The 24,056-nt window shown below is 68.4% G+C and carries 26 protein-coding genes and 1 tRNA gene; 17 read left to right on the top strand and 10 right to left on the bottom strand.

What is annotated here, in order from left to right; all coding sequences use genetic code 11:
• Nucleotides 1-28: 28 nt before the first annotated feature.
• The 3 genes from COC42_RS05265 (at nt 29) to mmsB (ending at nt 2,860) form a co-directional block, all read left to right on the top strand.
• On the top strand, nt 29-1,072 hold the full coding sequence (locus COC42_RS05265) for an enoyl-CoA hydratase/isomerase family protein (RefSeq protein WP_096342160.1): 1,044 nt from the start codon (nt 29-31) through the stop codon (nt 1,070-1,072).
• A complete protein-coding gene (locus tag COC42_RS05260; protein ID WP_096343111.1) occupies nt 1,069-1,842 on the top strand; it encodes an enoyl-CoA hydratase in 774 nt (257 codons plus the stop codon). Before COC42_RS05265 ends, COC42_RS05260 begins: the two co-directional genes overlap by 4 nt.
• 127 nt (nt 1,843-1,969) lie before the next feature.
• A complete protein-coding gene (gene mmsB / locus COC42_RS05255; protein ID WP_096342159.1) occupies nt 1,970-2,860 on the top strand; it encodes a 3-hydroxyisobutyrate dehydrogenase in 891 nt (296 codons plus the stop codon).
• Here mmsB and COC42_RS05250 read toward each other — a convergent pair.
• Entirely contained in the window at nt 2,845-3,393 is a 549-nt protein-coding gene (locus COC42_RS05250; protein ID WP_176484564.1) for a DUF3237 domain-containing protein, read from the bottom strand. The two genes, mmsB and COC42_RS05250, sit on opposite strands and share 16 nt — an antisense overlap.
• A 114-nt stretch (nt 3,394-3,507) precedes the next feature.
• On the opposite strand from COC42_RS05250, the gene COC42_RS05245 reads away from it, so the two are divergent.
• Nucleotides 3,508-4,836: an ABC1 kinase family protein gene (locus COC42_RS05245; RefSeq protein ID WP_096342158.1), complete on the top strand. Its 1,329-nt coding sequence runs from the start codon at nt 3,508-3,510 to the stop codon at nt 4,834-4,836.
• Between the two features lie 62 nt (nt 4,837-4,898).
• Here COC42_RS05245 and COC42_RS05240 read toward each other — a convergent pair whose 3' ends face one another.
• Together COC42_RS05240 and COC42_RS05235 are read right to left on the bottom strand one after the other, a co-directional pair.
• Nucleotides 4,899-6,491, bottom strand: coding sequence for an isocitrate lyase (locus tag COC42_RS05240; RefSeq protein ID WP_096342157.1), 1,593 nt, complete (start codon nt 6,489-6,491; stop codon nt 4,899-4,901).
• Between the two features lie 128 nt (nt 6,492-6,619).
• The gene (locus COC42_RS05235) at nt 6,620-7,198 is read right to left on the bottom strand and encodes a peptidylprolyl isomerase (RefSeq protein ID WP_096342156.1); all 579 of its coding nucleotides are present in this window, start codon (nt 7,196-7,198) and stop codon (nt 6,620-6,622) included.
• Between the two features lie 113 nt (nt 7,199-7,311).
• Here COC42_RS05235 and trxB point away from each other — a divergent pair, with 113 nt between their 5' ends.
• On the top strand, nt 7,312-8,283 hold the full coding sequence (gene trxB, locus COC42_RS05230) for a thioredoxin-disulfide reductase (RefSeq protein ID WP_096342155.1): 972 nt from the start codon (nt 7,312-7,314) through the stop codon (nt 8,281-8,283).
• 33 nt (nt 8,284-8,316) lie between these two features.
• Here the strand turns inward: trxB and COC42_RS05225 are convergent, their stop codons facing one another.
• On the bottom strand, nt 8,317-9,612 hold the full coding sequence (locus COC42_RS05225) for a M28 family metallopeptidase (RefSeq protein WP_096342154.1): 1,296 nt from the start codon (nt 9,610-9,612) through the stop codon (nt 8,317-8,319).
• A 31-nt stretch (nt 9,613-9,643) separates the two neighbouring features.
• Nucleotides 9,644-10,099: a universal stress protein gene (locus tag COC42_RS05220; RefSeq protein ID WP_096342153.1), complete on the bottom strand. Its 456-nt coding sequence runs from the start codon at nt 10,097-10,099 to the stop codon at nt 9,644-9,646.
• Between the two features lie 172 nt (nt 10,100-10,271).
• Here COC42_RS05220 and COC42_RS05215 point away from each other — a divergent pair, with 172 nt between their 5' ends.
• From COC42_RS05215 to COC42_RS05180, 9 genes are all read left to right on the top strand, one after another.
• The gene (locus COC42_RS05215) at nt 10,272-11,579 is read left to right on the top strand and encodes a pyruvate dehydrogenase complex dihydrolipoamide acetyltransferase (RefSeq protein WP_096342152.1); all 1,308 of its coding nucleotides are present in this window, start codon (nt 10,272-10,274) and stop codon (nt 11,577-11,579) included.
• A 13-nt stretch (nt 11,580-11,592) separates the two neighbouring features.
• Nucleotides 11,593-11,793 carry a hypothetical protein gene (locus COC42_RS17855; RefSeq protein WP_245843863.1) on the top strand — a complete coding sequence of 67 codons (201 nt, stop codon included), beginning with the start codon at nt 11,593-11,595 and terminating at the stop codon, nt 11,791-11,793.
• A 44-nt stretch (nt 11,794-11,837) separates the two neighbouring features.
• Complete coding sequence (locus COC42_RS05210; RefSeq protein ID WP_245843995.1) at nt 11,838-12,167, top strand: acyl-CoA thioesterase; 330 nt, start codon at nt 11,838-11,840, stop codon at nt 12,165-12,167.
• A 134-nt stretch (nt 12,168-12,301) separates the two neighbouring features.
• Nucleotides 12,302-12,667, top strand: a complete 366-nt coding sequence (locus COC42_RS05205) for an endonuclease domain-containing protein (RefSeq protein ID WP_176484563.1) — start codon at nt 12,302-12,304, stop codon at nt 12,665-12,667.
• Nucleotides 12,660-14,078 carry a dihydrolipoyl dehydrogenase gene (lpdA, locus tag COC42_RS05200; protein WP_096342150.1) on the top strand — a complete coding sequence of 473 codons (1,419 nt, stop codon included), beginning with the start codon at nt 12,660-12,662 and terminating at the stop codon, nt 14,076-14,078. Before COC42_RS05205 ends, lpdA begins: the two co-directional genes overlap by 8 nt.
• Before the next feature lie 72 nt (nt 14,079-14,150).
• Nucleotides 14,151-15,641 (top strand): S41 family peptidase, encoded by a 1,491-nt coding sequence (locus COC42_RS05195; protein ID WP_245843862.1) that lies wholly within the window; start codon nt 14,151-14,153, stop codon nt 15,639-15,641.
• Between the two features lie 48 nt (nt 15,642-15,689).
• Nucleotides 15,690-15,765: transfer RNA gene (locus COC42_RS05190), tRNA-Val, on the top strand.
• A 25-nt stretch (nt 15,766-15,790) separates the two neighbouring features.
• Entirely contained in the window at nt 15,791-16,024 is a 234-nt protein-coding gene (locus COC42_RS05185; RefSeq protein WP_096342149.1) for a hypothetical protein, read from the top strand.
• Nucleotides 16,025-16,028: 4 nt separating this feature from the next.
• Entirely contained in the window at nt 16,029-16,496 is a 468-nt protein-coding gene (locus tag COC42_RS05180; protein ID WP_245843860.1) for a MarR family winged helix-turn-helix transcriptional regulator, read from the top strand.
• 16 nt (nt 16,497-16,512) lie between these two features.
• Here COC42_RS05180 and COC42_RS05175 read toward each other — a convergent pair whose 3' ends face one another.
• On the bottom strand, nt 16,513-17,064 hold the full coding sequence (locus COC42_RS05175; protein ID WP_096342147.1) for a hypothetical protein: 552 nt from the start codon (nt 17,062-17,064) through the stop codon (nt 16,513-16,515).
• A gap of 336 nt (nt 17,065-17,400) precedes the next feature.
• On the opposite strand from COC42_RS05175, the gene COC42_RS05170 reads away from it, so the two are divergent.
• Nucleotides 17,401-17,937, top strand: a complete 537-nt coding sequence (locus COC42_RS05170) for a CHAP domain-containing protein (protein ID WP_096342146.1) — start codon at nt 17,401-17,403, stop codon at nt 17,935-17,937.
• A gap of 7 nt (nt 17,938-17,944) precedes the next feature.
• On the opposite strand, the gene msrB is transcribed toward COC42_RS05170, so the two are convergent.
• Nucleotides 17,945-18,433 (bottom strand): peptide-methionine (R)-S-oxide reductase MsrB, encoded by a 489-nt coding sequence (gene msrB, locus COC42_RS05165; protein ID WP_096343108.1) that lies wholly within the window; start codon nt 18,431-18,433, stop codon nt 17,945-17,947.
• Between the two features lie 70 nt (nt 18,434-18,503).
• On the opposite strand from msrB, the gene COC42_RS05160 reads away from it, so the two are divergent.
• Nucleotides 18,504-18,761 carry a hypothetical protein gene (locus tag COC42_RS05160; protein WP_096342145.1) on the top strand — a complete coding sequence of 86 codons (258 nt, stop codon included), beginning with the start codon at nt 18,504-18,506 and terminating at the stop codon, nt 18,759-18,761.
• A 4-nt stretch (nt 18,762-18,765) separates the two neighbouring features.
• On the opposite strand, the gene COC42_RS05155 is transcribed toward COC42_RS05160, so the two are convergent.
• Together COC42_RS05155 and COC42_RS05150 are read right to left on the bottom strand one after the other, a co-directional pair.
• Nucleotides 18,766-20,001 carry an ABC transporter permease gene (locus COC42_RS05155; protein ID WP_096342144.1) on the bottom strand — a complete coding sequence of 412 codons (1,236 nt, stop codon included), beginning with the start codon at nt 19,999-20,001 and terminating at the stop codon, nt 18,766-18,768.
• Complete coding sequence (locus COC42_RS05150; RefSeq protein WP_245843858.1) at nt 19,998-20,921, bottom strand: ABC transporter ATP-binding protein; 924 nt, start codon at nt 20,919-20,921, stop codon at nt 19,998-20,000. The genes COC42_RS05155 and COC42_RS05150 overlap by 4 nt, the downstream gene beginning before the upstream one ends.
• 70 nt (nt 20,922-20,991) lie before the next feature.
• Here COC42_RS05150 and queG point away from each other — a divergent pair, with 70 nt between their 5' ends.
• A complete protein-coding gene (queG, locus tag COC42_RS05145; protein WP_096343107.1) occupies nt 20,992-22,059 on the top strand; it encodes a tRNA epoxyqueuosine(34) reductase QueG in 1,068 nt (355 codons plus the stop codon).
• A 166-nt stretch (nt 22,060-22,225) separates the two neighbouring features.
• On the opposite strand, the gene COC42_RS05140 is transcribed toward queG, so the two are convergent.
• Nucleotides 22,226-24,049, bottom strand: coding sequence for a DUF885 domain-containing protein (locus COC42_RS05140; protein ID WP_096342142.1), 1,824 nt, complete (start codon nt 24,047-24,049; stop codon nt 22,226-22,228).
• Between the last annotated feature and the right edge of the window lie 7 nt (nt 24,050-24,056).

The following is a 24,056-nucleotide window of genomic DNA, read 5'->3' as shown; positions in this document are numbered from 1 at the left end:
TGCCGAAGCGGCGTACTGAAGGGTTCAGATGACTGACGACATCATCATCGAGCGCGCGGGCGCGCTCGGCCGCATCCGGCTCAATCGGCCCAAGGCGATCCATGCGCTGACCGCCGACATGTGCCGCGCGGTGCTGGACGCGCTCGGCGAATGGGCCGACGATCCGTCGGTGGAAGCGGTGAGCATCGACCATGCGGAGGGCAGGGGTTTCTGCGCGGGGGGCGACATCCGCCTGATCGCCGAGTCGAGTGCTTCGGACGGGCAGGCGGCGCGCGATTTCTTCCGCGTGGAATATTCGATGAACCACCGGCTCTTCACCTTCGCCAAGCCGGTCGTCGCGTTCATGGACGGCATCACGATGGGCGGCGGCGTGGGCATCAGCCAGCCGGCGACGTTCCGTGTCGCGACCGAAAACACCCGCTTCGCGATGCCCGAGACGTCGATCGGGCTATTCCCCGACGTGGGCGGCGGCTGGTATCTGTCGCGGCTGCCGGGGCGGATGGGACAGTTCCTGGCGCTCACCGGCCACCGGCTGGACGGGGCCGAGTGCATGGCACTGGGGCTCGCCACCCATTATCTGCCCGCCGGGGCACTCGATGAAGCGAAGCGCCGGATCGCCGCCGATCCGCGGGGGATCGAAGCGCTGCTCGCTGACCTGTCAGCGCCCGTGCCGGAGGCGGTGATTCTCGCACACCGAGAGACGATCGACCGTCTGTTCGCCAGTGACAGGCTCGAGGAAATCCTCGACGCCCTCGACAAGGACGACAGCAACTTCGCGCGCGACCAGCGCAAGCTGCTCGCGACCAAATCGCCGCAGGCGATGAAGGTCAGCCTCAAGCTCCTTCTCGATGGCCGCGCGATGCCGACGTTCGAGGACGAGATGCGCCAGGAGTTCGCCGTCGCCGCCCATGTCGTCCAGCGGCCCGATATCGTCGAGGGCGTGCGCGCGGTCATCATCGACAAGGATCACGCCCCCCGCTGGGACCCTGCCACACCCCAGGCGGTCAGCGACCACCTGATCGACCGCATCTTCGCACCCCTGCCCGCCGACGAGGAATGGAACCCCGCATGACGTACGAAACCATCACCGTCGAACTGCGCGAGCGCGTCACGCTCATCACGCTGAACCGGCCCAAGGCGCTCAACGCGCTCAACGCCCAAGTGCTGGCCGACCTGCTCGCCGCGCTCGCCGCGTTCGATGCCGATGCAGGACAAGGCTGCGCGGTCATTACCGGCAGCGAGAAGGCGTTCGCTGCGGGGGCGGACATCAAGGAGATGTCGGCGATGGGCTTCGCCGACATGTACTGTACCAACCACTTCGCCGGATGGGAGGCGTTCGGGCGGACTCGCAAACCCATCATCGCCGCGGTCGCGGGCTATGCGCTGGGCGGCGGGTGCGAGCTCGCGATGATGTGCGACTTCATCCTCGCCGCCGATACCGCGAAGTTCGGCCAGCCAGAGATCAAGCTCGGCGTCACGCCGGGCATGGGCGGGTCGCAGCGGCTAGCGCATGCGGTGGGCAAGGCCAAAGCGATGGAGATGGTGCTGACCGGCCGGATGATGGATGCCGAAGAGGCCGAGCGCGCTGGCCTCGTCGCCCGCATCGTCCCCGCCGCCGATCTGGTCGAGGAGGCAGTGAAGACCGCAGCGACGATCGCATCGATGGCGCCGCTCGCGGTCCTCGCCAACAAGGAGATGGTGAACGCCGCCTTCGAGATGCCGCTGGCGCAGGGCGTCCAGTTCGAGCGCCGGCTGTTCAACGGCCTGTTCGGGACCGAGGACCAGAAGGAAGGCATGGCCGCCTTCGTCGAGAAGCGGCCGGGGAACTGGACGGGGCGGTAACGCCCACTCACTCCGTTCGTGCTGACCCTGTCGAAGCATCGCCCTTCTTTCCCGCGGGGCGAAGGGAGGGGCAGCCCTTCGACAGGCTCTGGGCGAACGGTGAAGACCTAGGATCAGGACGAATCACATGGCACGCATCGCATTCATCGGGCTGGGCAATATGGGCGGCGGCATGGCCGCGAACCTCGCCAAGGCGGGGCACGACGTCCGCGCCTTCGACCTCTCGGCCGAGGCGCTGGCGCGCGCCAAGGCCGCCGGCTGCCTGCCTGCCGATAGCGCGGCGGCGGCGTGCGAGGACGCGGAGGCCGTGGTGACGATGCTGCCCGCGGGGCGCCATGTCGAGAGCGTCTATGACGAGAGCGTGCTTGATGCCGCACCGCGAGCCGCGATCCTGATCGACTGCTCGACCATCCCCGTCGCGACCGCGCGTGCGGTGGCCGATCGGGCGGCGGCGAAGGGCTTCACGATGGTCGACGCGCCCGTTTCGGGCGGGATTGCCGCGGCCAATGCCGGCAGCTTGACCTTCATGGTGGGCGGCAGCGCCGAGGGGTTCAGCCGGGCCGAGCCGTTCCTCGAGGTAATGGGCAAGGCGGTGATCCATGCCGGCAGCCCGGGGGCGGGGCAGGCGGCGAAGATCTGCAACAACATGCTGCTCGGCGCGACGATGGTGGCCACGTGCGAGAGCTTCGCGCTCGCCGAGAAGCTCGGCCTCGACCTCCAGACCTATTACGACATCGCCAGCCAGGCATCGGGCCAAAGCTGGTCGATGACGAGCTATTGCCCGGTGCCCGGCGTCGGGCCGGAAACGCCCGCCGATCGCGACTATCAGGGCGGGTTCGCCGCCGCGCTGATGCTCAAGGACCTGCGCCTGGCGATGGATGCGGCGGCGGGGACGGCGGCGGACACGCCGATGGGCGCGCGGGCGGCGGAACTCTACCAGCGCTTCGTGGATGAGGGGAACGCCGCGACCGACTTCTCGGGTATCATCCGGATGCTAAAGGGTCAGAGCACGGTATAAACGCGCACGATCGCCCTGTCCGGCAGTCGCGCGCCGACGCAGACGAAGATGTTCTCGCCCAGCCAGCGATGCGGGCCGTCGCCGACCTCGAAGCTGGGACAGGCGCGGAAATAGTAGCTTTTGGGCGGCACGACCTCGCCCGCCATCATCCGCTGCATCACCGCGGCAGGTGCGCGGCGGAGGCCGGTGTTCTGGACCGAGATCGCCTGGCCGTCGTCGGCCTTCAGCCAGTAATGCGCGAAGACCCGCGTCAGCCCGTCGCCGGCGCGAATGCCCTGCCAGTCGGCGCCGCCGGGCATGACCACGCCGGAGAGGCGCGGCCCCGTCACCGTGCCGCCGACGATCGGCACGATTCGTCGCCGGATGCCGTCGATCACTCCCAGCTCCTGGATCGGCCCGAGCGCGACATCGGCCTGGAATGCGAACTCCAGCCGGGGTTCGGGATAGTCGCCTTGGGCCTCGGTCGCCGTCGCCGGCACCGCCATCGCGCTGCCCATCGCCAGCACCGTTCGCCGCTCGATGCCCTCGGCCATCATCCGCTCCCTTGTTGTTGGGCATAACGATAGCCGGCGGGCGGGGCTTGTCCACCCGATACCGCCCTTCGGCACGGCGCGGGAACCGGCGCGCGCCTGTATCGCTCTCATCCTATGCGACAGGAAGATCAGGCGCGGCATCGCGCGGTGCCCAGCGGGCGGCTCGCTCGGCTGGGCGGGTTCGGGCGGCTGGCGGGCGGCGTCGCGGGTGGCGTGCTGGCCGAAGGGGCGCGGCGTATCGCGAGCGGCGAGCGGCCGAAGCTCGGCGACCTGATCCTCACTCCGGCCAATGCGGCGCGCGTCGCCGATCGCCTGTCGCACCTGCGCGGCGCGGCGATGAAGCTGGGGCAGATGATCTCGATGGACGCAGGCGACCTGCTCCCGCCCGAGCTGGCCGGCATCCTCGCCCGGGTGCGCGACCAGGCGTACCGAATGCCGCCGGCGCAGCTCGACCAGGTGCTGCGCGCCGAATGGGGCGCCGACTGGCGCCGCCGCTTCCGCCATTTCGAGGCGGCGCCGATCGCCGCGGCCTCGATCGGGCAGGTCCACCGCGCGACGCTGCCCGACGGGCGGCCGCTTGCTATCAAGGTCCAGTATCCGGGCGTCGCCACGTCGATCGACGCCGATGTCGACAATGTCGCGACGTTGCTGCGCGTGTCGGGCCTGTTGCCCGCCGGGCTCGACCTCGCTCCGCTACTTGCCGCCGCCAAGCGCCAACTGGCGGAGGAGGCCGATTATGTTCGCGAGGGCGAACAGCTTCGCCTTTATGGAGAGCGGCTGGCGGGCGACGCGCGCTACGTCGTGCCGGTGCTCGAGCCCGACCTGACGACCCCGCGGGTGCTCGCCATGTCGTTCGTCGAGGGACGGCCGATCGAGGCGCTGGAGGGCGAGCCGCAGGCGACGCGCGACGCCGCGATGACGGTGCTGCTGACGCTTGTACTGCGCGAGCTGTTCGAGTTCGGCGCGATGCAGACCGATCCCAATTCCGCGAACTATCGCTGGCAGCCGGAGAGCGGCGCGCTGGTCCTGCTCGACTTCGGCGCGGCGCGCGACGTGCCCGCCGAGACGTCGGCCGCCTATCGCCGGCTGATCGAGGCGGGGCTGGACCGCGATCTCGATCGCGTGCGCGAGGTCGCGGTCGAGACGGGCTTTCTTGGTGCGGATGCGGTGAAGGCGCACCGGGCGTCGGTGGATCGCATCATCGCCGCGATCGACGCCACGCTCAATCGCCCCGGCCCGTTCGACTTCGGCGATCGCGCCTTTGTCCCCGTGGTGCGCGAGGAGGGGCGGGCTCTCGCCGCCGACCGCGCGACGTGGCACGTGCCCGATGCCGAGGTGCTGTTCGTCCAGCGCAAGGTAAGTGGCACCGCGCTCCTTGCCGCGCGGTTGAAGGCGCGGGTCGACGTGCGCGGGCTGGCCGCGGCGGCCGTCGGCCGCGGCTAACGAAACAGCCCGCCCCGCGCGATGCGGGACGGGCTGCCTTCCTCCCCAGGAAGTAGTGGCCGTCAGGCGGCGAACTGGTTCATCGTATTGTGGACGCCGCCGGCCTTGAGCGCGGCTTCGCCTGCGAAATAGTCCTTGTGGTCGTCGCCGATGTCGCTGCCCGACATGTTCTGGTGGCGGACACAGGCGATGCCCTGGCGGATCTCCTGCCGCTGGACGTTCCTGACATAGCCGAGCATCCCCGCCTCGCCGAAATACTCCCTCGCGAGATTGTCGGTCGAGAGCGCCGCGGTGTGATAGGTCGGCAGCGTGATGAGGTGGTGAAAGATGCCCGCCCGCGCCGCCGCATCACGCTGGAAGGTGCGGATGCGCTCGTCGGCCTCCGCCGCCAGCTCGCTGTCGTCATAATCGATGCTCATCAGCCGCGCGCGGTCATAGGCCGAAACGTCGCGGCCCTCGCCCGCCCAGGCATCGTAGACCTGCTGGCGGAAGTTGAGCGTCCAGTTGAAGCTGGGCGAATTGTTGTAGACGAGCTTGGCGTCGGGCACGACCGCGCGGATACGGTCGACCATGCCGGCGATCTGCTCGATATGCGGCTTCTCGGTCTCGATCCAGAGGAGGTCGGCACCGCTCTGAAGGCTGGTGATGCAGTCGAGGACGCAGCGATCCTCCCCGGTGCCTGCGCGGAACTGATAGAGGTTCGAGGGCAGGCGCTTCGGCCGCATCAACTGGCCGTCGCGGTTGATGACGACGTCGCCGTTGAGGCTGGCGGCATCGACCGGCTCGCAGTCGAGGAAACGGTTATACTGGTCGCCGAGGTCGCCGGGTTCCTTCGAGAAGGCGATCTGCTTGGTGAGTCCCGCGCCGAGCGAATCGGTGCGCGCGACGATAATGCCGTCATCGATGCCGAGCTCGAGAAAGGCATAGCGGATCGCGCGGATCTTCTGGAGGAAGTCCTCGTGCGGGACGGTCACCTTGCCGTCCTGGTGCCCGCACTGTTTCTCGTCCGACACCTGGTTCTCGATCTGGAGCGCGCAGGCGCCCGCCTCGATCATCTTCTTGGCGAGGAGATACGTCGCCTCGGCATTGCCGAAGCCCGCGTCGATGTCGGCGATGATCGGCACGACATGCGTCTCGTAATTGTCGATCGCGTTCAGCAGGCGCTGCTCCTCGATCGCGTTGCCGCCCTCGCGTGCCTTGTCGAGATCGCGGAACAGGCCGCCGAGCTCGCGCGCGTCGGCCTGGCGCAGGAAGGTGTATAGTTCCTCGATGAGCGCAGGGACGCTCGTCTTCTCGTGCATCGACTGGTCGGGCAGGGGGCCGAACTCGCTGCGGAGTGCAGCGATCATCCAGCCGGAAAGATAGAGGTAGCGGCGCTTGGTGCTGCCGAAATGCTTCTTGATGGCAATGAGCTTCTGCTGGCCGATGAAGCCGTGCCAGCAGCCGAGCGACTGGGTGTAGAGCGAGGGGTCCGCGTCGTACGCGGCCATGTCCTCGCGCATGATCCGGGCGGTGTAGCGCGCGATGTCGAGGCCGGTGCGGAAGCGGTTCTGAAGGCGCATCCGGGCGACCGCTTGGGGCTCGATCGCGGCCCAGCGCGCGCCGGCGGCGGCGATGGTGCGGGCGGCGTCGGCGGTCGTCTGGGCAAGGGTCATGGTGCGTCTCGCTTCGTGAAACTGTCGCCGGGGTATCGGCGGGCTTGTCAGGAAGCGAGTGATCCCGTCAGCTTTTCACGTGATGCGGTCGGCTATGGCGCTTCAATGAGAGTAACGCTGTAAACTATTTACTTCAATCGAGCCGCGCGCATGACCTTGATCGGCTGCGCAATCATCTGGCCGGGGAAATGGCCGCCGGGCTTGGTGGGCGTGTCGAGGATCGAATGGATGACGTCCATCCCCTCGACCACCCGGCCGAACGCGGCATAGCCCAGATTGTCGCCTGGCTTCGTCGGATCGGCGTCGAGGCTCGGCTGGTCGCCGACGCTGATCGTGAAGTCGCCGCGCGCGCTGCCCGGCTCGAACCGGGCGACGCTGATCGCGCCGTTCACATGGCGGACCCCGGTCTGCGTGGTCGGTTCATGCTTGATCGGGGGCAGCGCGCGCTTGGGATCGTTCTGGACGCCGAACTGGACGAAGCCGAACTTCTCCCCCGCCTTGACCGTCCGGTAGAAGGTGATGCCGTCGAGCCGCTTCTGATCGACATACTTCAGGAAGTTGGCGGCGGTGACGGGGGCGCGCTCGACCTCGACCGCGACGACGAAGCGGCCCTTGTCGGTGTCGATCGCCACGCGCTCGGTGCGCGGTTCGGCCGCCGGCATGGGCGCGGTCTGCAGCACGGCGGCGAACAGGCAAATGATCGGCATCAGGCTCACAAACCAAACTCCTTTGTTCCGGGGCGCCGGCCTCCCCATGTTGCAGCAAACCGCCCCGGATCGTAAGGCCGGGACATTCCGTTTTTGCCGAGAAAGTTTGCCCGATGACGACCCATTCCACCCGCATGCTGATCCTGGGCTCCGGCCCTGCTGGCCTCTCGGCGGCGATCTATGGCGCGCGGGCGGGCATGGAGCCGATCGTCGTCCAGGGCATCCAGCCCGGCGGCCAGCTGATGACCACCACCGATGTCGAGAATTATCCCGGCTTCCGCGAGGTCATTCAGGGTCCGTGGCTGATGGGCGAGATGCAGGCGCAGGCCGAGCATGTCGGCACGCGGCTGATGTACGACACGATCGTCGAGGTGGACCTCAGCCGCCGTCCCTTCCGCCTGATCGGCGACGGCGGCGACGTGTACGAGGGCGAGACGCTGGTGATCGCGACGGGCGCGCAGGCCAAGTGGCTGGGCCTCGACAGCGAGGAGGCGCTGAAGGGCAAGGGGGTCAGCGCCTGCGCCACCTGCGACGGCTTCTTCTATCGCGGCAAGAAGGTGGCGGTGATCGGCGGCGGCAACACCGCGGTCGAGGAGGCGCTGTACCTCACCAACCATTCGCCCGACGTGACGCTGATCCATCGCCGCGACACGCTGCGCGCCGAGAAGATCCTCCAGGCGCGGCTGCACGCCAACGAGCGGATCAGCGTGCTGTGGAACAAGGAGGTCGAGCGCTTCGTCGACGGCGGCGGGACGGCGGGGCTGGTGGCGCTCGAGCTGCGTGACACGCTGACGGGCGAGCTGTCGACCCTCGACGTCGATGGCGGCTTCGTCGCGATCGGGCATCACCCGGCGACCGAGCTGTTCCGCGGTCATGTCGCGCTGGACGACGACGGCTATATCGCGGTCGAGACGGGCTCGACGCGGACCAGCATACCCGGCGTGTTCGCGTGCGGCGACGTGATGGACAAGGTCTATCGCCAGGCGATCACCGCCGCGGGCACCGGCTGCATGGCCGCGCTCGATGCCGAGCGGTTTCTGGCCGAGGCCGAATTTGTTGAGGAACAGGCGCAGGCGGCCGAGTAAGCGGCGGGGCGCCCACGCGGCGCCCCGGCCCGATCAGCGCGTCGGCGCTGCTCTTCCTGCAAAGGTAACGATGCTTTCCGCCTTGTCCGCCAGCGCGGACACGCCGAAGAAGTGGTCATCCACGACCACGCCCTTCGCAGTGAAGCTCGTTGCATCGGCACCGACATCGGCATGGTCGGTCCAGTCCTGTGCGTCGTTCCGGCGCCAGTGGATACGATAGCCGCTCGCGCCCGGAACCGCCGCCCATTTGACCGTCGAATCGACGCCGAGCGCACCGTCCACGCTGACCCCTGTCGGCGCGGAGGGCGCGTCGGTTAGGCGGCGGGCGACCGCGACATTGATGGCCGTCACTTTGGCCGCATAGTCGAAGTCCATCTTGTCGATGGTGTCGCCATAGACGCGACCGTTCTCGGTGCGCAGATTCTGGTGCTGCTGGTCGTAATTCTCGGCCCCGACGGTGAAGCGCACCGCAGGATAGCCGAGGCGCAGGAACGCCTCGTGATCGCCGCCGCGGCCGAAGCGGTCGGGGCGGCGCACGGCGAAGACCTCGAGCGCGCCGGGCATGGCCCTGGCCGTCGAATCGATCGCTTTGGCGAGCGCGCGGCTGGGGCCGTCGTCCTCGCCGCCGTCGCCGCGCCGTTTCTTGGCTTCCTCGATCGTCTCGACCTGGCGGATGCCTTCGGAAAAGACACGGACGCGATCGGCGACGCGGCGGCCGTCCTGGCCGACGGTATTGCCGACGATATCGTTGCTGAGCACCGCATCGACGATCCAGCCGCGCTGCTTCGCCGTCTCGGCGAGCAAGGTCGCGCCCCAGAGCCCCTGTTCCTCCCCAGAGACGGCGGCATAGATGATCGTCGCGCGATGTTTCATCTTCGACAGCAGCCGCGCCGCCTCGATCGCCAGCGCCACGCCCGAGGCGTCGTCATTCGCCCCCGGCGCCTCGCCCACCGCGTCCATCACGTCCGAATTGCGACTGTCGAGATGGCCCATGAGGATGACGACGCGGCCGGGCTCGCTCCCCTTTTGCACGCCGAGCACATCGACGATTTCGACGCCGTTCGGCGCACGCGGGCCGGTGAAGCGGCGTGCCAGCCGCTCGGTGGTGATACAGCCGCCACACGCCTTGCCGATCGCCTTGAACTCGGCTTCGACCCAGTTGCGCGCCGCGCCGATCCCACGCCTGGGATCGGTGGTCGAGGAGGCGGAATGGCGGGTGCCGAAGCTCACCATCTTGGCGACGTCGGCGCGCATCCGCTGCGGCGACGGCGCCTCCTGCGCGGTGGCGGGGACGGCGAGAAGGGCGAGGGGGATCAGGGTTTTGCGCATGCCGCGAATGGAACCGCGCCGTGCCTCCGTGTCAACTGAGACGATCGATCCCGTCGCGGTCGAGGCTGCCGGGGATGATCATCACGGGCACTGGCAGCGCGCCCGCATCTGTGCCTGCGAAATGGCTGACCAGCGGCCCCGGCGCGCCGCTCGCCGCCGCGCCCAGCACGAGGGCGGCAATGTCGGGGTTGGCGGTGATCATTTCGCGTACGATCTTCGGCCCGTCGCCCTGGCGAACGGTGATCGAGGGCTTGAGCCCCGATTCGGACAGCAGCGTGCCGGCGGCGCCGGCGACCAGCGCCTCGGCATGGAGGCGCGCTTCCTCCTCCATCGTCGCCATCACGCCGCCCCACTGGACGAACTCGGTCGAGGGCACGAGCGCGAGGATCTCGACCGACCCACCCGTCTTGACCGCACGCCGCGCGGCGAAGCGCATCGCGATCTCCGCCTCCGGACTCTCGTCGATGACCACCAGATAGGTGCGCATGGTCCCGTTCCTCTCCCCGCGTGCACCTGACGTGGCGCGCGCCGCCTTCAAGCGCAAGATACAGCCCGCGTGAGAGCGCCAAGATACGTATGCGCGTGTCCCTTGCCCTTGACCCCGCGCGGTCGGATGGCGAAGAGGCGCCCAACCCCAGCGAAAAGGCAGGATCACCTCCATGTCGATCGAACTCAAGATGCCCGCACTCTCGCCGACGATGGAGGAGGGCACGCTCGCCAAGTGGCTCGTGAAAGAAGGCGACACGGTCAAGGCCGGCGACATCATGGCCGAGATCGAGACCGACAAGGCGACGATGGAGTTCGAGGCGGTCGATGAGGGCACGATCGCCAAGATCACCGTCGCCGAGGGGACCGACGGGGTGAAGGTCGGCACGGTCATCGCGATCCTCGCCGAAGAGGGCGAGGACGCCGCCGCAGTAGATGCGCCCAAGGCGGAAGCGCCCAAGGTTCCGGCTCCGAAGGAAGAAAAGGCCGAAAGCGCCCCTGCGCCCGCGCCGACCCCTGCGCCGGCTCCGGCCGCCAAGAGCGATGATGGCGGCCGGGTGAAGGCCAGCCCGCTCGCCCGCCGCCTTGCCGCCGAGAAGGGCGTCGACCTGTCGGGCGTCGCCGGCAGCGGTCCCAACGGCCGGATCGTCAAGGCCGATATCGACGGCGCCAAGGCCGGTGCCGCCGCGCCCGCCGCCAAGGCCGAAGCCGCGCCCAAGGCCGAAGCCGCGGTGCCCGCCACCGGCGCCGCGCCGACTGCCGAGACCAAGGCGGTCTGGTACGACGAATCGATCCCCCACGAGGTGTCGAAGCTCTCGAACATCAGGAAGACGATCGCCCGCCGCCTGACCGAGGCGAAGCAGACGATCCCGCACATCTACCTGACCGTCGACATCCGTCTCGACGCGCTGCTCAAGCTGCGCGGCGAATTGAACAAGGGGCTGGAGAGCCGGGGCGTCAAGCTGTCGGTCAACGACATGCTGATCAAGGCGCTGGGCGTGGCGCTGGAGGCGACGCCCAAGTGCAACGTCACCTTCCTCGGCAACGAGCTCGTCAGCTACCACCGCGCCGACGTGTCGGTGGCGGTGTCGACGCCGACCGGCCTCATCACCCCGATCGTGCGCGACGCCGCCAACAAGGCGCTGTCGAAGATCTCGACCGAGATGAAGGAGCTGGGCGCGCTCGCCAAGGAGAACAAGCTGAAGCCCGAGCAGTATCAGGGCGGCACCGCCAGCATCTCGAACATGGGCATGTTCGGCATCAAGCAGTTCGACGCGGTCATCAACCCGCCGCAGGGCATGATCCTGGCGATCGGCGCGGGCGAGAAGCGGCCCTATATCGTCGACGACGCGCTGGGCGTCGCGACGGTGATGTCGGCGACGGGCAGCTTCGATCACCGCGCGATCGACGGCGCGGACGGTGCCGAGCTGATGAAGCTGTTCAAGGAACTGGTCGAGAACCCGCTGGGCATGATCGCTTAAGGGAACCTCGCGCGTGCCCCATGCCCGCGTCCTGATCGAGTTGCTCTACATCCTGTCGGGCGTGATCGCCGCGTTCGCGATCGGCTGGGCGGCGGCATGGGCCTATCCGGTTGGCCGGGCGAATATCTGGCTGGTGACCTATATATCGGCGGCGATCGTGGTGCTGCTGGGCATCCGTCCGGTCGTGCGCGCGATCCGCGGAGAGACGAAGTGAGCGAGACCCCGCCCGACCGCGCACCGGCGCTGCGCGTCACGACGATGCCCGCCGATGCCAATGCGTATGGCGACATCTTCGGCGGCTGGCTCATGAGCCAGATGGACATGGCCGCTGGCCTCGTCGCCGCGCGCTTTTCCAAGGGGCGGGCGGTCACGGTCGCGATGGACGGGATGCAATTCCACGCCCCCGTCGCGGTCGGCGACGAGGTCTCGGTCTTCTGCGACATCGTCAAGGTCGGCCGCACCTCGATGACGATCGCCGTCGAAGCCTGGCGCCGCGACCGCCACCAGGAGGAACAGTGCCGGGTGACGCAGGCGCGGTTCGTGTTCGTCGCAATCGACGAACACAAGCGGCCGCGGGTGATCGGGTGAAGGGTGATGGACCTTCTTCCCCCTCCCCCCTCGAGGGGGAGGGAGGGGCCCGCCCGGCGCAGCCGGGTGGGAGGGTGAGGGGGTGCGGTTACGACGCGTCGACCCTAGCTAAGGCCAAGTGCCTCCGCCGCGACATGACCGACGCCGAGCGCCGCCTTTGGTCAATCCTTCGCGGCGCACAGCTCGACGGCGCGAAGTTCCGCCGCCAGCAGCCGATAGGCCCCTACATCGCCGACTTCGTCTGCCAGTCGCACCGCCTGATCGTCGAAGTCGATGGCGGCCAGCACAATCCGGAAGCCGATACGAGCCGTACCGCTTGGCTGGGAAAGGTCGGCTACCGTGTCCTCCGCTTCTGGAACGACGATATCCTTGTTCGCCTAGAGGGCGTCGGTGCCGAGATCGCCCGCGCCCTCGCGACCCCTCACCCTCCCACCGCTGCGCGGCGGGCCCCTCCCTCTCCCTCAAGGGGAGAGGGGTTTGATGGAGCTTTGAATGGCTGACACCTACGATCTCATCGTCCTGGGTTCCGGACCCGGCGGCTATGTCGCGGCGATCCGCGCGGCGCAGCTGGGGCTCAAGACCGCGATCGTCGAGCGCGAGAATCTGGGCGGCATCTGCCTCAACTGGGGCTGCATCCCGACCAAGGCGCTGCTGCGCTCGGCCGAGATCTTCCATTATATGCAGCACGCCAAGAACTATGGCCTCGCCGCCGAGAAGATCAGCGCCGACCTGGACGCGGTGGTCAAGCGCTCGCGCGGGGTCGCCAAGCAGCTCAATCAGGGCGTCACGCACCTGATGAAGAAGAACAAGATCGCCGTGCACATGGGCGAGGGCAAGCTGACGGGGAAGGGCAAGCTTTCCGTCACCGACAAGGACGGCAAGGCGACCGAGCTCACGGCCAAGCACATCATCCTCGCGACCGGCGCCCGCGCCCGCGACCTGCCCGGTACCCCGGCGGACGGCAAGCGCATCTGGACCTATCGTCACGCGATGACGCCCGCCGAGATGCCGACGAAGCTGCTCGTCATCGGATCGGGCGCGATCGGGATCGAGTTCGCCAGCTTCTACAACGACATGGGCGCCGAGACGACCGTCGTCGAGATGATGGACCGCATCGTGCCCGTCGAGGATGCCGACGTGTCGGCTTTCCTCGAAAAGTCGCTGACCAAGCAGGGGATGCGCATCCTGACCAAGGCGGGCGTCAGCGATATCAAGGTCGGCGCGGACGGCGTGTCGGTGAAGCTCAAGGACAAGGCGGGCAAGGAGACGAGCGAGACGTTCAGCCACGTCATCACCGCGATCGGCATCGTCCCCAATACCGAGAATATCGGCCTCGAGACCCTGAAGGTCGAGACGAACGACCGCGGGTTCCTGGTGACCGATCCGATGTGCCGCACCAATGTCGAGGGGCTGTGGGCGATCGGCGACATCACCGCGCCGCCGTGGCTGGCGCACAAGGCGAGCCACGAGGGCGTGATCGCCGCCGAGGCGATCGCGCAGGCGCTGGGCAACAAGGACGTGCACCCGCATGCGATGGACGTTCGCAACATCCCCGGCTGCACCTATTGCCACCCACAGGTCGCCAGCGTCGGCCTGACCGAGGCCAAGGCCAAGGAAGCCGGCTATGAGGTGAAGGTCGGCAACTTCCCCTTCATCGGCAACGGCAAGGCGATCGCGCTGGGCGAAGCGGAAGGCTTTATCAAGACGGTGTTCGACGCGAAGACCGGCGAACTGCTCGGCGCGCACATGGTCGGTGCCGAAGTGACCGAACTGATCCAGGGCTATACCGTCGGCAAGACGCTCGAGACGACGGAAGCCGAACTGATGCAGACGGTGTTCCCGCATCCCACCTTGTCCGAGATGATGCACGAAAGCGTCCTCGGCGCCTATGGCCGGGCACTGCATATCTGATCGAGCGGCGGGTGCGCGAACGGTCCGTTCGCGCGCCCGCTTACCCGGCTGACAGCAGCAGGATTTCGAGTCATGCTGCGCCTCATGCGTGACCGTTTCCTCGCGCGCCCTTCGGCTGCGCTCGCGATCCTTGCCCTTCTGTCGGCCTGCGGCGGCGGCGAGGGAGGGACCGGCGCGACGGTCGTCGCCCCGACCCCGACGCCGACACCCACTCCGACGCCGACCGCCAGCCCGCCCGCGACGGCCACCTGTTCGCTCCGGTCCCGGCAGGACTGGGTACTGGCGCAAATGCGCGAATGGTATCTGTTTCCCGAGACGCTGCCCGCCGCGCCCGATCCCGCCAGCGTCGGCAACCTCGACGATTGGGTCGATGCGCTGACCGCGACCGCACGCGGGCAGAGGCGCGACCGCTTCTTCACCTATGTTACCTCGATCGCGGAGGAGAATGCCTTTTACAGCTCGGGATCGAGCGCAGGCTTCGGCTTTCGCCTGGGCGCCGACGCGGGCAGCCGCCGGGCGGGCATCCTCGAGGCGTTCGAGAGCGCGCCGGCGCTTGCCGCCGGGCTCGACCGCGGGGCCGAGATCGTGGCGATCGGCACCAGCGCGTCGAACCTGCGCACGGTGTCGGACATCATCGCCGCCGAGGGCGTCGGCGGCATCAATACCGCGCTCGGCCCCTCCGATGTTGGTGTGACGCGCGTGCTGCGGGTATCAGACGCCAGCGGCACGCGCGATGTCACGCTGACCAAGGCCGAGTACGACATCGCCCCCGTTTCCTCGCGGACGGGCGTGCGTGTGCTCGAGACGCCCGGGGGCAAGGTCGGCTATGTCAACCTGCGCACCTTCATCACCCCGGCCGAACCCGCGCTCAAGTCTGCGTTCGCGCAGTTCAAGGCGGCGGGCGTGCGCGACCTCATCATCGACCTGCGCTACAATGGTGGCGGGTTGTTGTCGGTGGCGGGCGTGCTGGGCGACCTGATCGGCGGCGGGCGGGCCGCCAGCGACGTGCAGAGCCGCGTCGTCTTCCGCCCCGAAAAAAGCGCCGAGAACGAGATACGCAACTTCAACCAGCTGACCGAAACGGTGACGCCGCGGCGCATCGCCTTCATCGCGACTGGCGGCACCGCCTCGGCCAGCGAGCTCGTCGTCAACGCGATGATCCCGTATCTGGGGTCCGACGTCGCGCTGATCGGCACCAACACCTTCGGCAAGCCCGTCGGCCAGATCGCGCTCGATCGCGCGGAGTGCGACGACCGGCTGCGCGTCGTCGCCCTCTCGGTGCGCAATCGCGATGATCAGGGCGACTATTATAACGGCCTTGCCCCTTTTGTTCGCTCGACCTGTCAGGCGATCGACGATTCCTCGCGCCCGCTCGGCGACCCGGCGGAGGCATCGGTCGCGGCGGCGCTCGGCTTCATTGCGGGGCGCAGTTGCACGCCGATCAGTCCCGGCGTTGCGGCGCTCAGCGCCAGCGCCGAGCGGAGCGCCGCGCCCGCCGGGCGGCGGCTCCTGACGCCCGAGCGGCCCAGCCCCGCACAGCGCGAGGTGCCGGGTTCGTTCTGACGGGGGTTGCGACACCGCGACCGCTCGCCTAACCAGCGGCGCTTCGAAGGGCGGTTAGCTCAGTTGGTAGAGCGCCTCGTTTACACCGAGGATGTCGGCGGTTCGAGCCCGTCACCGCCCACCATCACGCGCGAAGGGGGGTGCGACCGTTGATCCGCAAGCCATTGGTCCTCTTATCGCTGTCGATGCTCGCCGCATGCGGCGGGGGCGATGCGGGCGGCAACCTGGCCGAGGGTGAGCTGGGGCCGGACGTCGCCGAGCGCAGCTACGAGGGCGACAACCTTACTTCGATCGACGCGGCGGCCAATGACGCGTCGATCCAGCCGCTCGCGCCCGACAGTCCGCTGGAGGCGCCGGGCAACGACGCCGCGGGTGTGGAGTAGCCGCGTGGGCGAGATCGACGATTTCAGCGACGTTTCCGCCGGCACGCGGCTGACGCTGCTCGATACGTTCGTCGGTTACCACCTGCGCCGCGCGTCACAGCGGTTCGCCGCCGGGTTTGCCGACACGGTGGGGCCGATGGGGATGCGCCAGGTGCTGTTCGGCGTGCTGACGATCGTCCACGACAATCCCGGCATCCGGCAGGGCGCGGCGGGTGAGGCGCTTGGCATCCAGCGCGCCAACATGGTGAGCCTGGTCAACGAGCTGGTCGATCGCGGGCTGGTCGCGCGGCGGGTGTCGGATACCGACCGGCGTGCCTTCGCGCTCGAACTGACGCCTGCGGGCGAGGTGCTGGTCGAGCAGGGCGTCGAGCGCATCCGCGCGAACGAGGCCGATCTGCTGGCGCCGCTCTCGGCAGCCGAGCGTCGGATGCTGCTCGGCCTGTTGTCGCGGATCGACGGCGCGGCGGACTGAGTGCCGCCGCGCGGCGTCAGTTGGGCAGCGCCGTCGTGTCGACCTTTTCGACCCAGGCCGGGTAGAAGCTCGGCTGGCGCGACGACCAGCCAGAGGCGGTCGCCGCCGCCTCGCTGATCGACTGGAGCAGCCGTCGGCGCAAATCGGGGTGCAGCGTCGGCAGCGCGGCGGCCGAACAGAAGGCCGCGGGCAGCCAGGGCCGCACTTCCGCCCCGATCAGCCGCTCGTAGAGAAAGCGATAGGCCGAGAAGCTGGTGAGCCGCCCCTGGCCAAGGTCGAAGGCCGAGACGGTGACGAGCGGCGCCATGAACGGCTCGACCGCGTCAAGCCCGTTGTCGTCGGGCACCATCGCGCGCAATTCGGGCAGCCGGTCGTACATTCGCGCCTGCGCCCGGATGCTCGCGGCCTCGACTACGTCGCGCGACCAGCGCGACAAGGCGTCGTCACGGTCGAGGCCGATGTCGAGCGACCGGCGGACGTAACGCTGCGTCGCCGCGGCGAACCCGGCAAATTCCTTCATTTCCGAAAGCGTCATGGCCCCTTCGGCCGGCTTCATTCGCGCACCCATGGCTTTGTCACCCATCCCGCATCATGCACGCCCTACCGTAGGACCATATGGTTAACGCACCCCTTAACCACTTGGTCGGCTCCGGTTCATGCAGAGGATCATGGATCGTGGTGCGATGCAACACGGGTTGCGACGATTTGCGCGCCTGACCCCAAAGTACGCAGATTCGCGCGATCGGCGCGCGATATTCAGGCAGTTGCCAAGTCAGTTCGACGGCAGTTCCTCAATTGACCGCTCGCGCTCCACCGTTCATCGGATCGACAGGTTCCAGCCCTTCCCGCGCGCCGTCTCGCCTGCTTTACCCCGGCTCGGGCAAGAACGGGGCTTGGGGGTTCCATGAAGTCGAATGGTCTGGCGGCGCGTTTCGCCGCGATGGTGGCGTGTTGTCTGATGACGGCCACGCCTGCATTCGCGCAGTTCTGGCAGTGCGCCCCCTATGCCCGTAAGATCTCGGGCATCCAGATCCACGGCAACGCCAATACCTGGTGGGGTCAGGCCGCGGGCCGTTATAACCGCGGCAACACGCCGAAGGTCGGCGCGGTGCTGGCGATGGCGTCGAGCCGCCGGATGCCGATGGGCCATGTCGCGATGGTCTCGCAAATCGTCAGCAATCGCGAGGTACTGCTCACCCACGCCAACTGGTCGCGCCGCGGTGCGATCGAAACCGATGTCCGGGCGATCGACGTGTCGCCGGGCAACGACTGGACGGAGGTGCGCGTGTGGTACGGCCCGATCGGTGGCCTCGGCACCAGCAGCAACCCGGCACACGGATTCATCTACGCCGATGGCGCGCCCGAGCGTGAGCTGCCGCAAGTGACGATCGCCAGCGCGGCGCCCGCCGCGGTCGATAGCGCGGTGGTGATCGCCGACTGATCAGCGTTCAGGCGGGGCGGAACTTCAGCGCCACGCCGTTCATGCAATATCGCAGCCCCGTCGGCGGCGGCCCGTCGTCGAACACATGGCCCAGATGCCCGCCACAGCGGCGACACAGGATTTCGGTCCGCCGCATCCCCAGCGTATTGTCCGCCCGCTCGATCACGGCATTGTCGCGGGCGGCATAGAAGCTTGGCCAGCCGGTGCCGCTCTCGAACTTGGTCGAGGAGAGGAACAGCGGCAGGTCGCAGCCGGCGCATAGGAAGAGGCCCCTGCGCTTCTCCTTGTTGAGCGGCGAGCTGTAGGGCCGCTCGGTATCTCCCTCGCGCAGCACGCCATAGGCCGCGGGCGACAGGCGCTTGCGCCACTCGGCCTCGGTCAGGCTGAAGGGGAAACGCTCGGCCGCGCGCGAGGGCGGCGAGCCGCAGGCAGTGGCGAGCACGGCGAGCGCGGCGCTCGACAGGAAGCCGCGGCGGTCGGGGGCGCTGATCGACATCAACATTATGTGGGGAGAGTACGCGGAACCGCAACATGGCCTTGGGCGCTTGGCGCACGGAGGATAACCCATGTCATTCCAGCAGCTCGATCCGCCGATCCCCGTTCATGTGCTCGAACGCGGCCCCGGCCTCGCCTTTGCGGTCATCGACTACGGCCCGGAGCACAACCTTATCTGGGTGACGGCGCTCGATGCCAATGGCGAGATCTGGTGTGCGCCCAATCCCAAGGTGCGGATGCAGGGCAACTGGACGATGGGCCGCGCCCGCCCCGCCGCCGTCGCCGCCGAGCGCGACGCCTGTACCGGCGACGGCGCGATCGCGGCCTAGCCCGTCAGCCCACCGGATCGGCGCGCCGGAACCAGCGAAGCTTCGGTCCCGCCGACTGGAGCACGCCGCGGCGAAAGGCGCGCGCGCCGATCGTGACGGTCAACGCCACCCAGGCAAGCTGCCAGCCGAGCGCCAGTGCATGCGGCCATAGCGTCGGCTCGCTCGCCGCCCGGCCGGCCATCGCGAAGGGCGAGCTGAACGGGAACACCGCCGCCGCCGTCGAGATCCAGCCGCCGGGGTTCGCCGCCGCGGCACTGGCAAGGCCGAACATCGCCACCTGGAAGATGGTGATCGGCAGCGACAGCATCTGGATTTCGCGCGGGGTCGCCGCCTGTGCGCCTACGCCGAGAAAGACGGCGCCGAGCAGCAAGTACGCCATCGTGAAATACGCCACGAACAGCGCCGCGAAGGCCGGCCCACCGATCGCCGGCGTCAGTGCCGACAGCGTGGCCCCGACATTGCCGGGCAGCACGCTCGCGACATTGGCGGCGATCGTGCCCCAGAATGCGACGAAGGTGAGGGCGACGCCGAACATGCCGATCAGCTTGCCGAGGAACACCGATTCGAGCGGGACCGCGGCGGCCAGCACCTCGATCACCTTGTTCGACCGTTCCTCCGCCATTGAGGAGACGACCTGGCCCGCGAGCAGCAGGGTGAGGAAGAAGAGCGCGAACACCGCGAAGAAACTGCCCTCGTCGCGGCCCACCGGCGCTGCGCGGGCGCGCTTCACCTCGACCAGGCGGGCGGTGCTGCGCGGGGCAGCCCCCGTTTCCCGCAGGCGCAGCGTCTGGTCGGCGAGCGCGGCGAGATAGGCGGCCGATCGCGTGCCGATCGGCGCATGGACGATCGTCGGCCGGTCGAGCGTACCATAGAGCACCGCCGTCACCTGTGCATCGCGGCGGTCGAGCTCGCGTCGTGCGGCGGACGCCCCGTCGCCCATGCCGCTGCGCAGCTCGAGCGCCGGGGGCGCATCGCGGCCGCGAAAGATCGCGCGTAGATTGCGGTCGGCGGCGAGCACGCCCTCGCGATCGACGGGCGCGACCAGCGCGACGATGCGCAGCGACCGCTCGCCGCGCTCGGCGATGCTCGCCGCCCCCATGCCGCCGATCGCCGCCGACAGTCCCATGAACAGGAAGGGCGCAAAAAGGAACAGGAGGAAGGTCGGCGTGAACACCGTCGCGGTGAAGTCACGGCGCGCGATCGTCAGCGTCTGGCGAAGGAGGCGGCGGGCATTGCTCATGCCGGCACCTCCTCGAGCGCTTCGGGGCCGACGATGCGGACGAACACGTCGTGGAGGCTCGGCCGCTCGATCGACAGGCCCGAAATGCCGTGGCCCGCAGCGATCAGGCGCGAGAGCAGGGGCTCGATTCCCTCGTCGGGCACGACGAAGCGCCACCCGTCGCCCTCGCGCACCGCATCGGCGGGCAGCAGCGCGGGGAGGCTCTCGCTCGGGAAATGCGGCACATAATGCGCGCGGTAGGGCAGGGTTGCGCGCGCGTCGGCGACGGTCCCCTCGAACCGCGCTTGCCCGCGCGCGATGATCGTCAGGCGATCGCAGAGCCGCTCGGCATGCGCCATCACGTGGGTCGAGAACAGGATCGTCGCGCCGCGGTCGCGCTGCGCATGGATCAGCGCCTCGAGCCGGTTCTGGTTGACGGGGTCGAGGCCGGAAAAGGGTTCGTCCAGCACGATGAAATCGGGCTCGTGCACGACCGAACCGAGCAGTTGGACAAGCTGCGCCATGCCCTTCGACAGCTTGCGGATCTTTTCGTCGATCGCATGACCCAGGCCCGCTTTTTCCAGCATCGCCTCGGCCCGCTTTCGTCCCGTGCGCCAGTCGAGCCCCCTGAGTGCGCCCATGAAGGCGATGGCTTCCCGCGCCTTCATGCCGGGGTAGAGGCCGCGCTCCTCGGGCAGATAGCCGACGCGGTCGCTCGCCTCGCGCGGGCGGGCATGGCCGAGGAGCGTGCGATGCCCCTCATCGGGTTCAAGGATGCCGAGCAGCATGCGTAGCGTCGTCGTCTTGCCCGCGCCGTTGGGCCCGAGCACTCCATAGATGCTACCCGCCGGCACGGCGATGTCGATGCCGTCGACGACCCGCCGGTCGCCGAAGAGCTTGACCAGCCCATGCGCCTCCAGCGCGAGTTCGGGTGCCTGCAACACTCATTCCCCCGGCGGCCACACGCCATTCGCGCGACGCCGCCGAAACTGGTAGCGGGCGGGCGTGGCGATGCACAAGTCGATTGAGGACCGTATCCGCGACAAGGCGGCCGAGCTCGGCTTCGCCGCATGCGGTTTCGCGCGCGCCGATGCCGCGCCGCGGGCGGGCGAGCGGTTGCGCGCGTGGTTGGCTGACGGGTTTCACGGCAGCATGATCTGGATGGAGGGCCGCGCCGACCAGCGGGCCAGCCCCGCCGGGCTATGGCCCGAGGTTCGCAGCGTGATCGCGCTCGGCATGAGCTATGCCCCCGCGGTCGATCCGCTGGCGCTGGAGGGCGTGGGCGACCGCGGGCGCATCTCGGTCTATGCGCAGGGGGCCGACTATCACGACGTCGTGAAGAAGGCGCTGAAGGCGCTCGGCCGCTGGCTGGTCGGGGAGGCGGGGGGCGACCTCAAGGTCTTTGTCGATACCGCGCCGGTGATGGAAAAGCCGCTGGCCGAGGCGGCGGGGCTCGGATGGCAGGGCAAGCACACCAATCTCGTCAGCCGCGAGCATGGCAGCTGGCTGTTCCTCGGTGCGATCTACACGACGTTGGAGCTTCACGGCGACGGGGCGGGGCGCGATCGCTGCGGGTCGTGCGACGCCTGCCAGCGCGCTTGCCCCACCGATGCGTTCCCCTCGCCCTATCGGCTCGATGCGCGGCGGTGCATCTCCTACTGGACGATCGAGCATGCCGGTCCGGTGCCGGGCGACATTGCCGACGCGATGGGCAACCGCATCTATGGCTGCGACGACTGCCTCGCCGTCTGCCCCTGGAACAAGTTCGCGGCAGCAGCAGCGGCTAACCGCGCGTTCTGGCCGCGCGCCGAGCTGGTGACGCCGTCGCTCGCCGAGCTGCTGGCGCTCGACGATGCGGGGTTCCGGCAGGTGTTCGCCGGCTCGCCGATCAAGCGGATCGGGCGGGCGCGGATGGTGCGCAACGCGCTGATCGCGGCGGGGAACGGCGGAGACGTGTCGCTGCTGCCGGCAGTGACGGCGCTGCTGTGGGACGAGGACGAGACAGTGCGCGACGCGGCGGCGCGGGCTGTGGCGCGGCTGGAGGCGATCGTCCAGAGTGCGGAGAACGCGATCTCGTAACCGCCCTACTCTGGCGAAGGCTGGGCTGGGGCCGCTTTCAAGGGGTGGGGCGGGCGCTCGCCCGACCCACGAACATCGTCCCGGATCTGATCCGCATCCCGCCTCTTCCCTTCTGCCTGAAGAAGGGAAGAGGCGGAACTACGGATCAAGTCTGTGGTGACGAAGTTCAGCCCCGCTTCGCCGCGATGTACCCGTCTACCACTTGCTCGAGCTCGGCGAGCGGCATCATGCCGTTCGCCAGCACCGCCTCGTGGAACTCGCGAATGTCGAACTTCGGCCCCAGCGCCTTCTTGGCCCGATCGCGCAGTTCGGCGATCTTCAATTGCCCGACCATGTAGCTCGTCGCCTGGCCGGGATTGTTGATGTAGCGGTCGACCTCGCGCTTGAGGTCGATTTCAGACAGCGAGCTGTTGTCGCGGAAATATTGCTGCGCCTGTTCGCGTGTCCAGCGCTTCGAATGCATGCCGGTATCGACGACCAGCCGGATCGCGCGCCACATCTGGAGCGAAAGCATTCCGAACCGCTGATAGGGATCCTTGTAAATGCCCATCTCGTCGGCCAGCCGCTCGGTATAGAGGCCCCAGCCCTCGGTATAGGCGCTGTAGCCGCCCAGTTTCCGGAACTTGGGCAGGCCGGTCAGCTCCTGCGCGCGGGCGATCTGGAAATGGTGGCCGGGCGCACCCTCGTGCACCGAAATGCCGAGGTTCTGGACCTTCTGCACCTGGCCCATGTCGGCGAGGTTGACGTAATAGATGCCCGGCCGCGACCCGTCGGGGGCGGGGCGGTTGTAGAATGCCGTCGACGCCGTCGCTTCGCGCCATTTCTCGACCGCGCGGACTTCCAGCGGGGCCTTGGGTAGCACGCTGAAATATTGCGGCGCCTTGCCCATCACTTCCGCGATCACTGCGCGCGCATCGGCGAGGTACGCTTCCTTGCCTGCCTCGCTATTCTCGTACTTGAAGCGCGGGTCGTCCCGGATGAAGGCGAAAAAGGCCTTGAGGTCGCCCTTGAAGCCGGTCTGCTTGCGGATCGCATCCATCTCGGCGCGGATGCTGGCGACTTGACGCAGCCCGAGCTGGTGGATCTGGTCGGCGGTCAGGTCGGTCGTCGTGAAGTTGAACAGGCGGGCGGCATAATAGGCGTCGCCATTTGGCAGGCTCCATGCGCCGTTGTTGCCCTTGGCCTTGCCCTCGATCTCGTCGAGCGCGGCGAAGAGGGTGTCGTAGCCCGTCTTGAACGGGCCGGTCAGCGCGTTGCGCGCATCGGCGAGGAGCTTCTCCTTCGTCGCAGGCGGCGCGTCGAGCGCAGCGACCTTCTTGGCGAAATCGGCCATCACCGTGCTATCGGGGCCGGCAGTGAAGGGCGCGCCGACGAGGATCTTCTTCGCGTCGTTGCGCGCGGGGGCGAAGACCATCTGCGGCGGCACGATGCCCTTGGCCGCCTGCGCGCGCATCCGGGCGACGACCTCGCGCATCACCCGCTCGGTCTCGCGGATGCGGGCGATATACGCCTCGGCCTCGGTAACGCTGCCGACCTTGTGCTGGTTGAGGAGGAAGACGGGGATGTCGCCCGCAGGGCTGCCGTTGGTCGAAACGGGGAAGCTGTAGTCTCGCCACTGATGTTGGCGGCGCTGGTTGGCGACCTGGAACTCAAACAGGCGATAGCTGAGCTTGCCCTGGGCCCCGAGTTTCGCAGGGTCGAACCGGCGCTTCATCTCAGCTAGCGTCGCCTCGGCCATCTGCAGCCGCTTCTCGGCCGTCGCGCCGGTATAGTCGTCGAGCCTGTCGTAATTCGCCTTGCCGCCGAGCGAGGTGGTCTGCTCGGGGCTGAGGGCGATCGAGGCGTCGAATGCGGCGTCGAGGAACTGGTTGAGCTTCGCATCCTCCGCCTCGGCCGCGCTGGCGGCGGGGACGGCCTGCTGCGCGGAGGCGCCGGCTGCGAGGGGTAGGGCGAGGGCGGCAGACAGCAGAAGACGGAACGAAAGGGCCAAGCGAACC

Source organism: Sphingomonas spermidinifaciens, assembly GCF_002351485.1.
In the GTDB taxonomy this organism is placed as follows: Bacteria; Pseudomonadota; Alphaproteobacteria; order Sphingomonadales; family Sphingomonadaceae; genus Sphingomonas; species Sphingomonas spermidinifaciens.
This window is presented reverse-complemented; position numbering and strand designations above follow the sequence as displayed.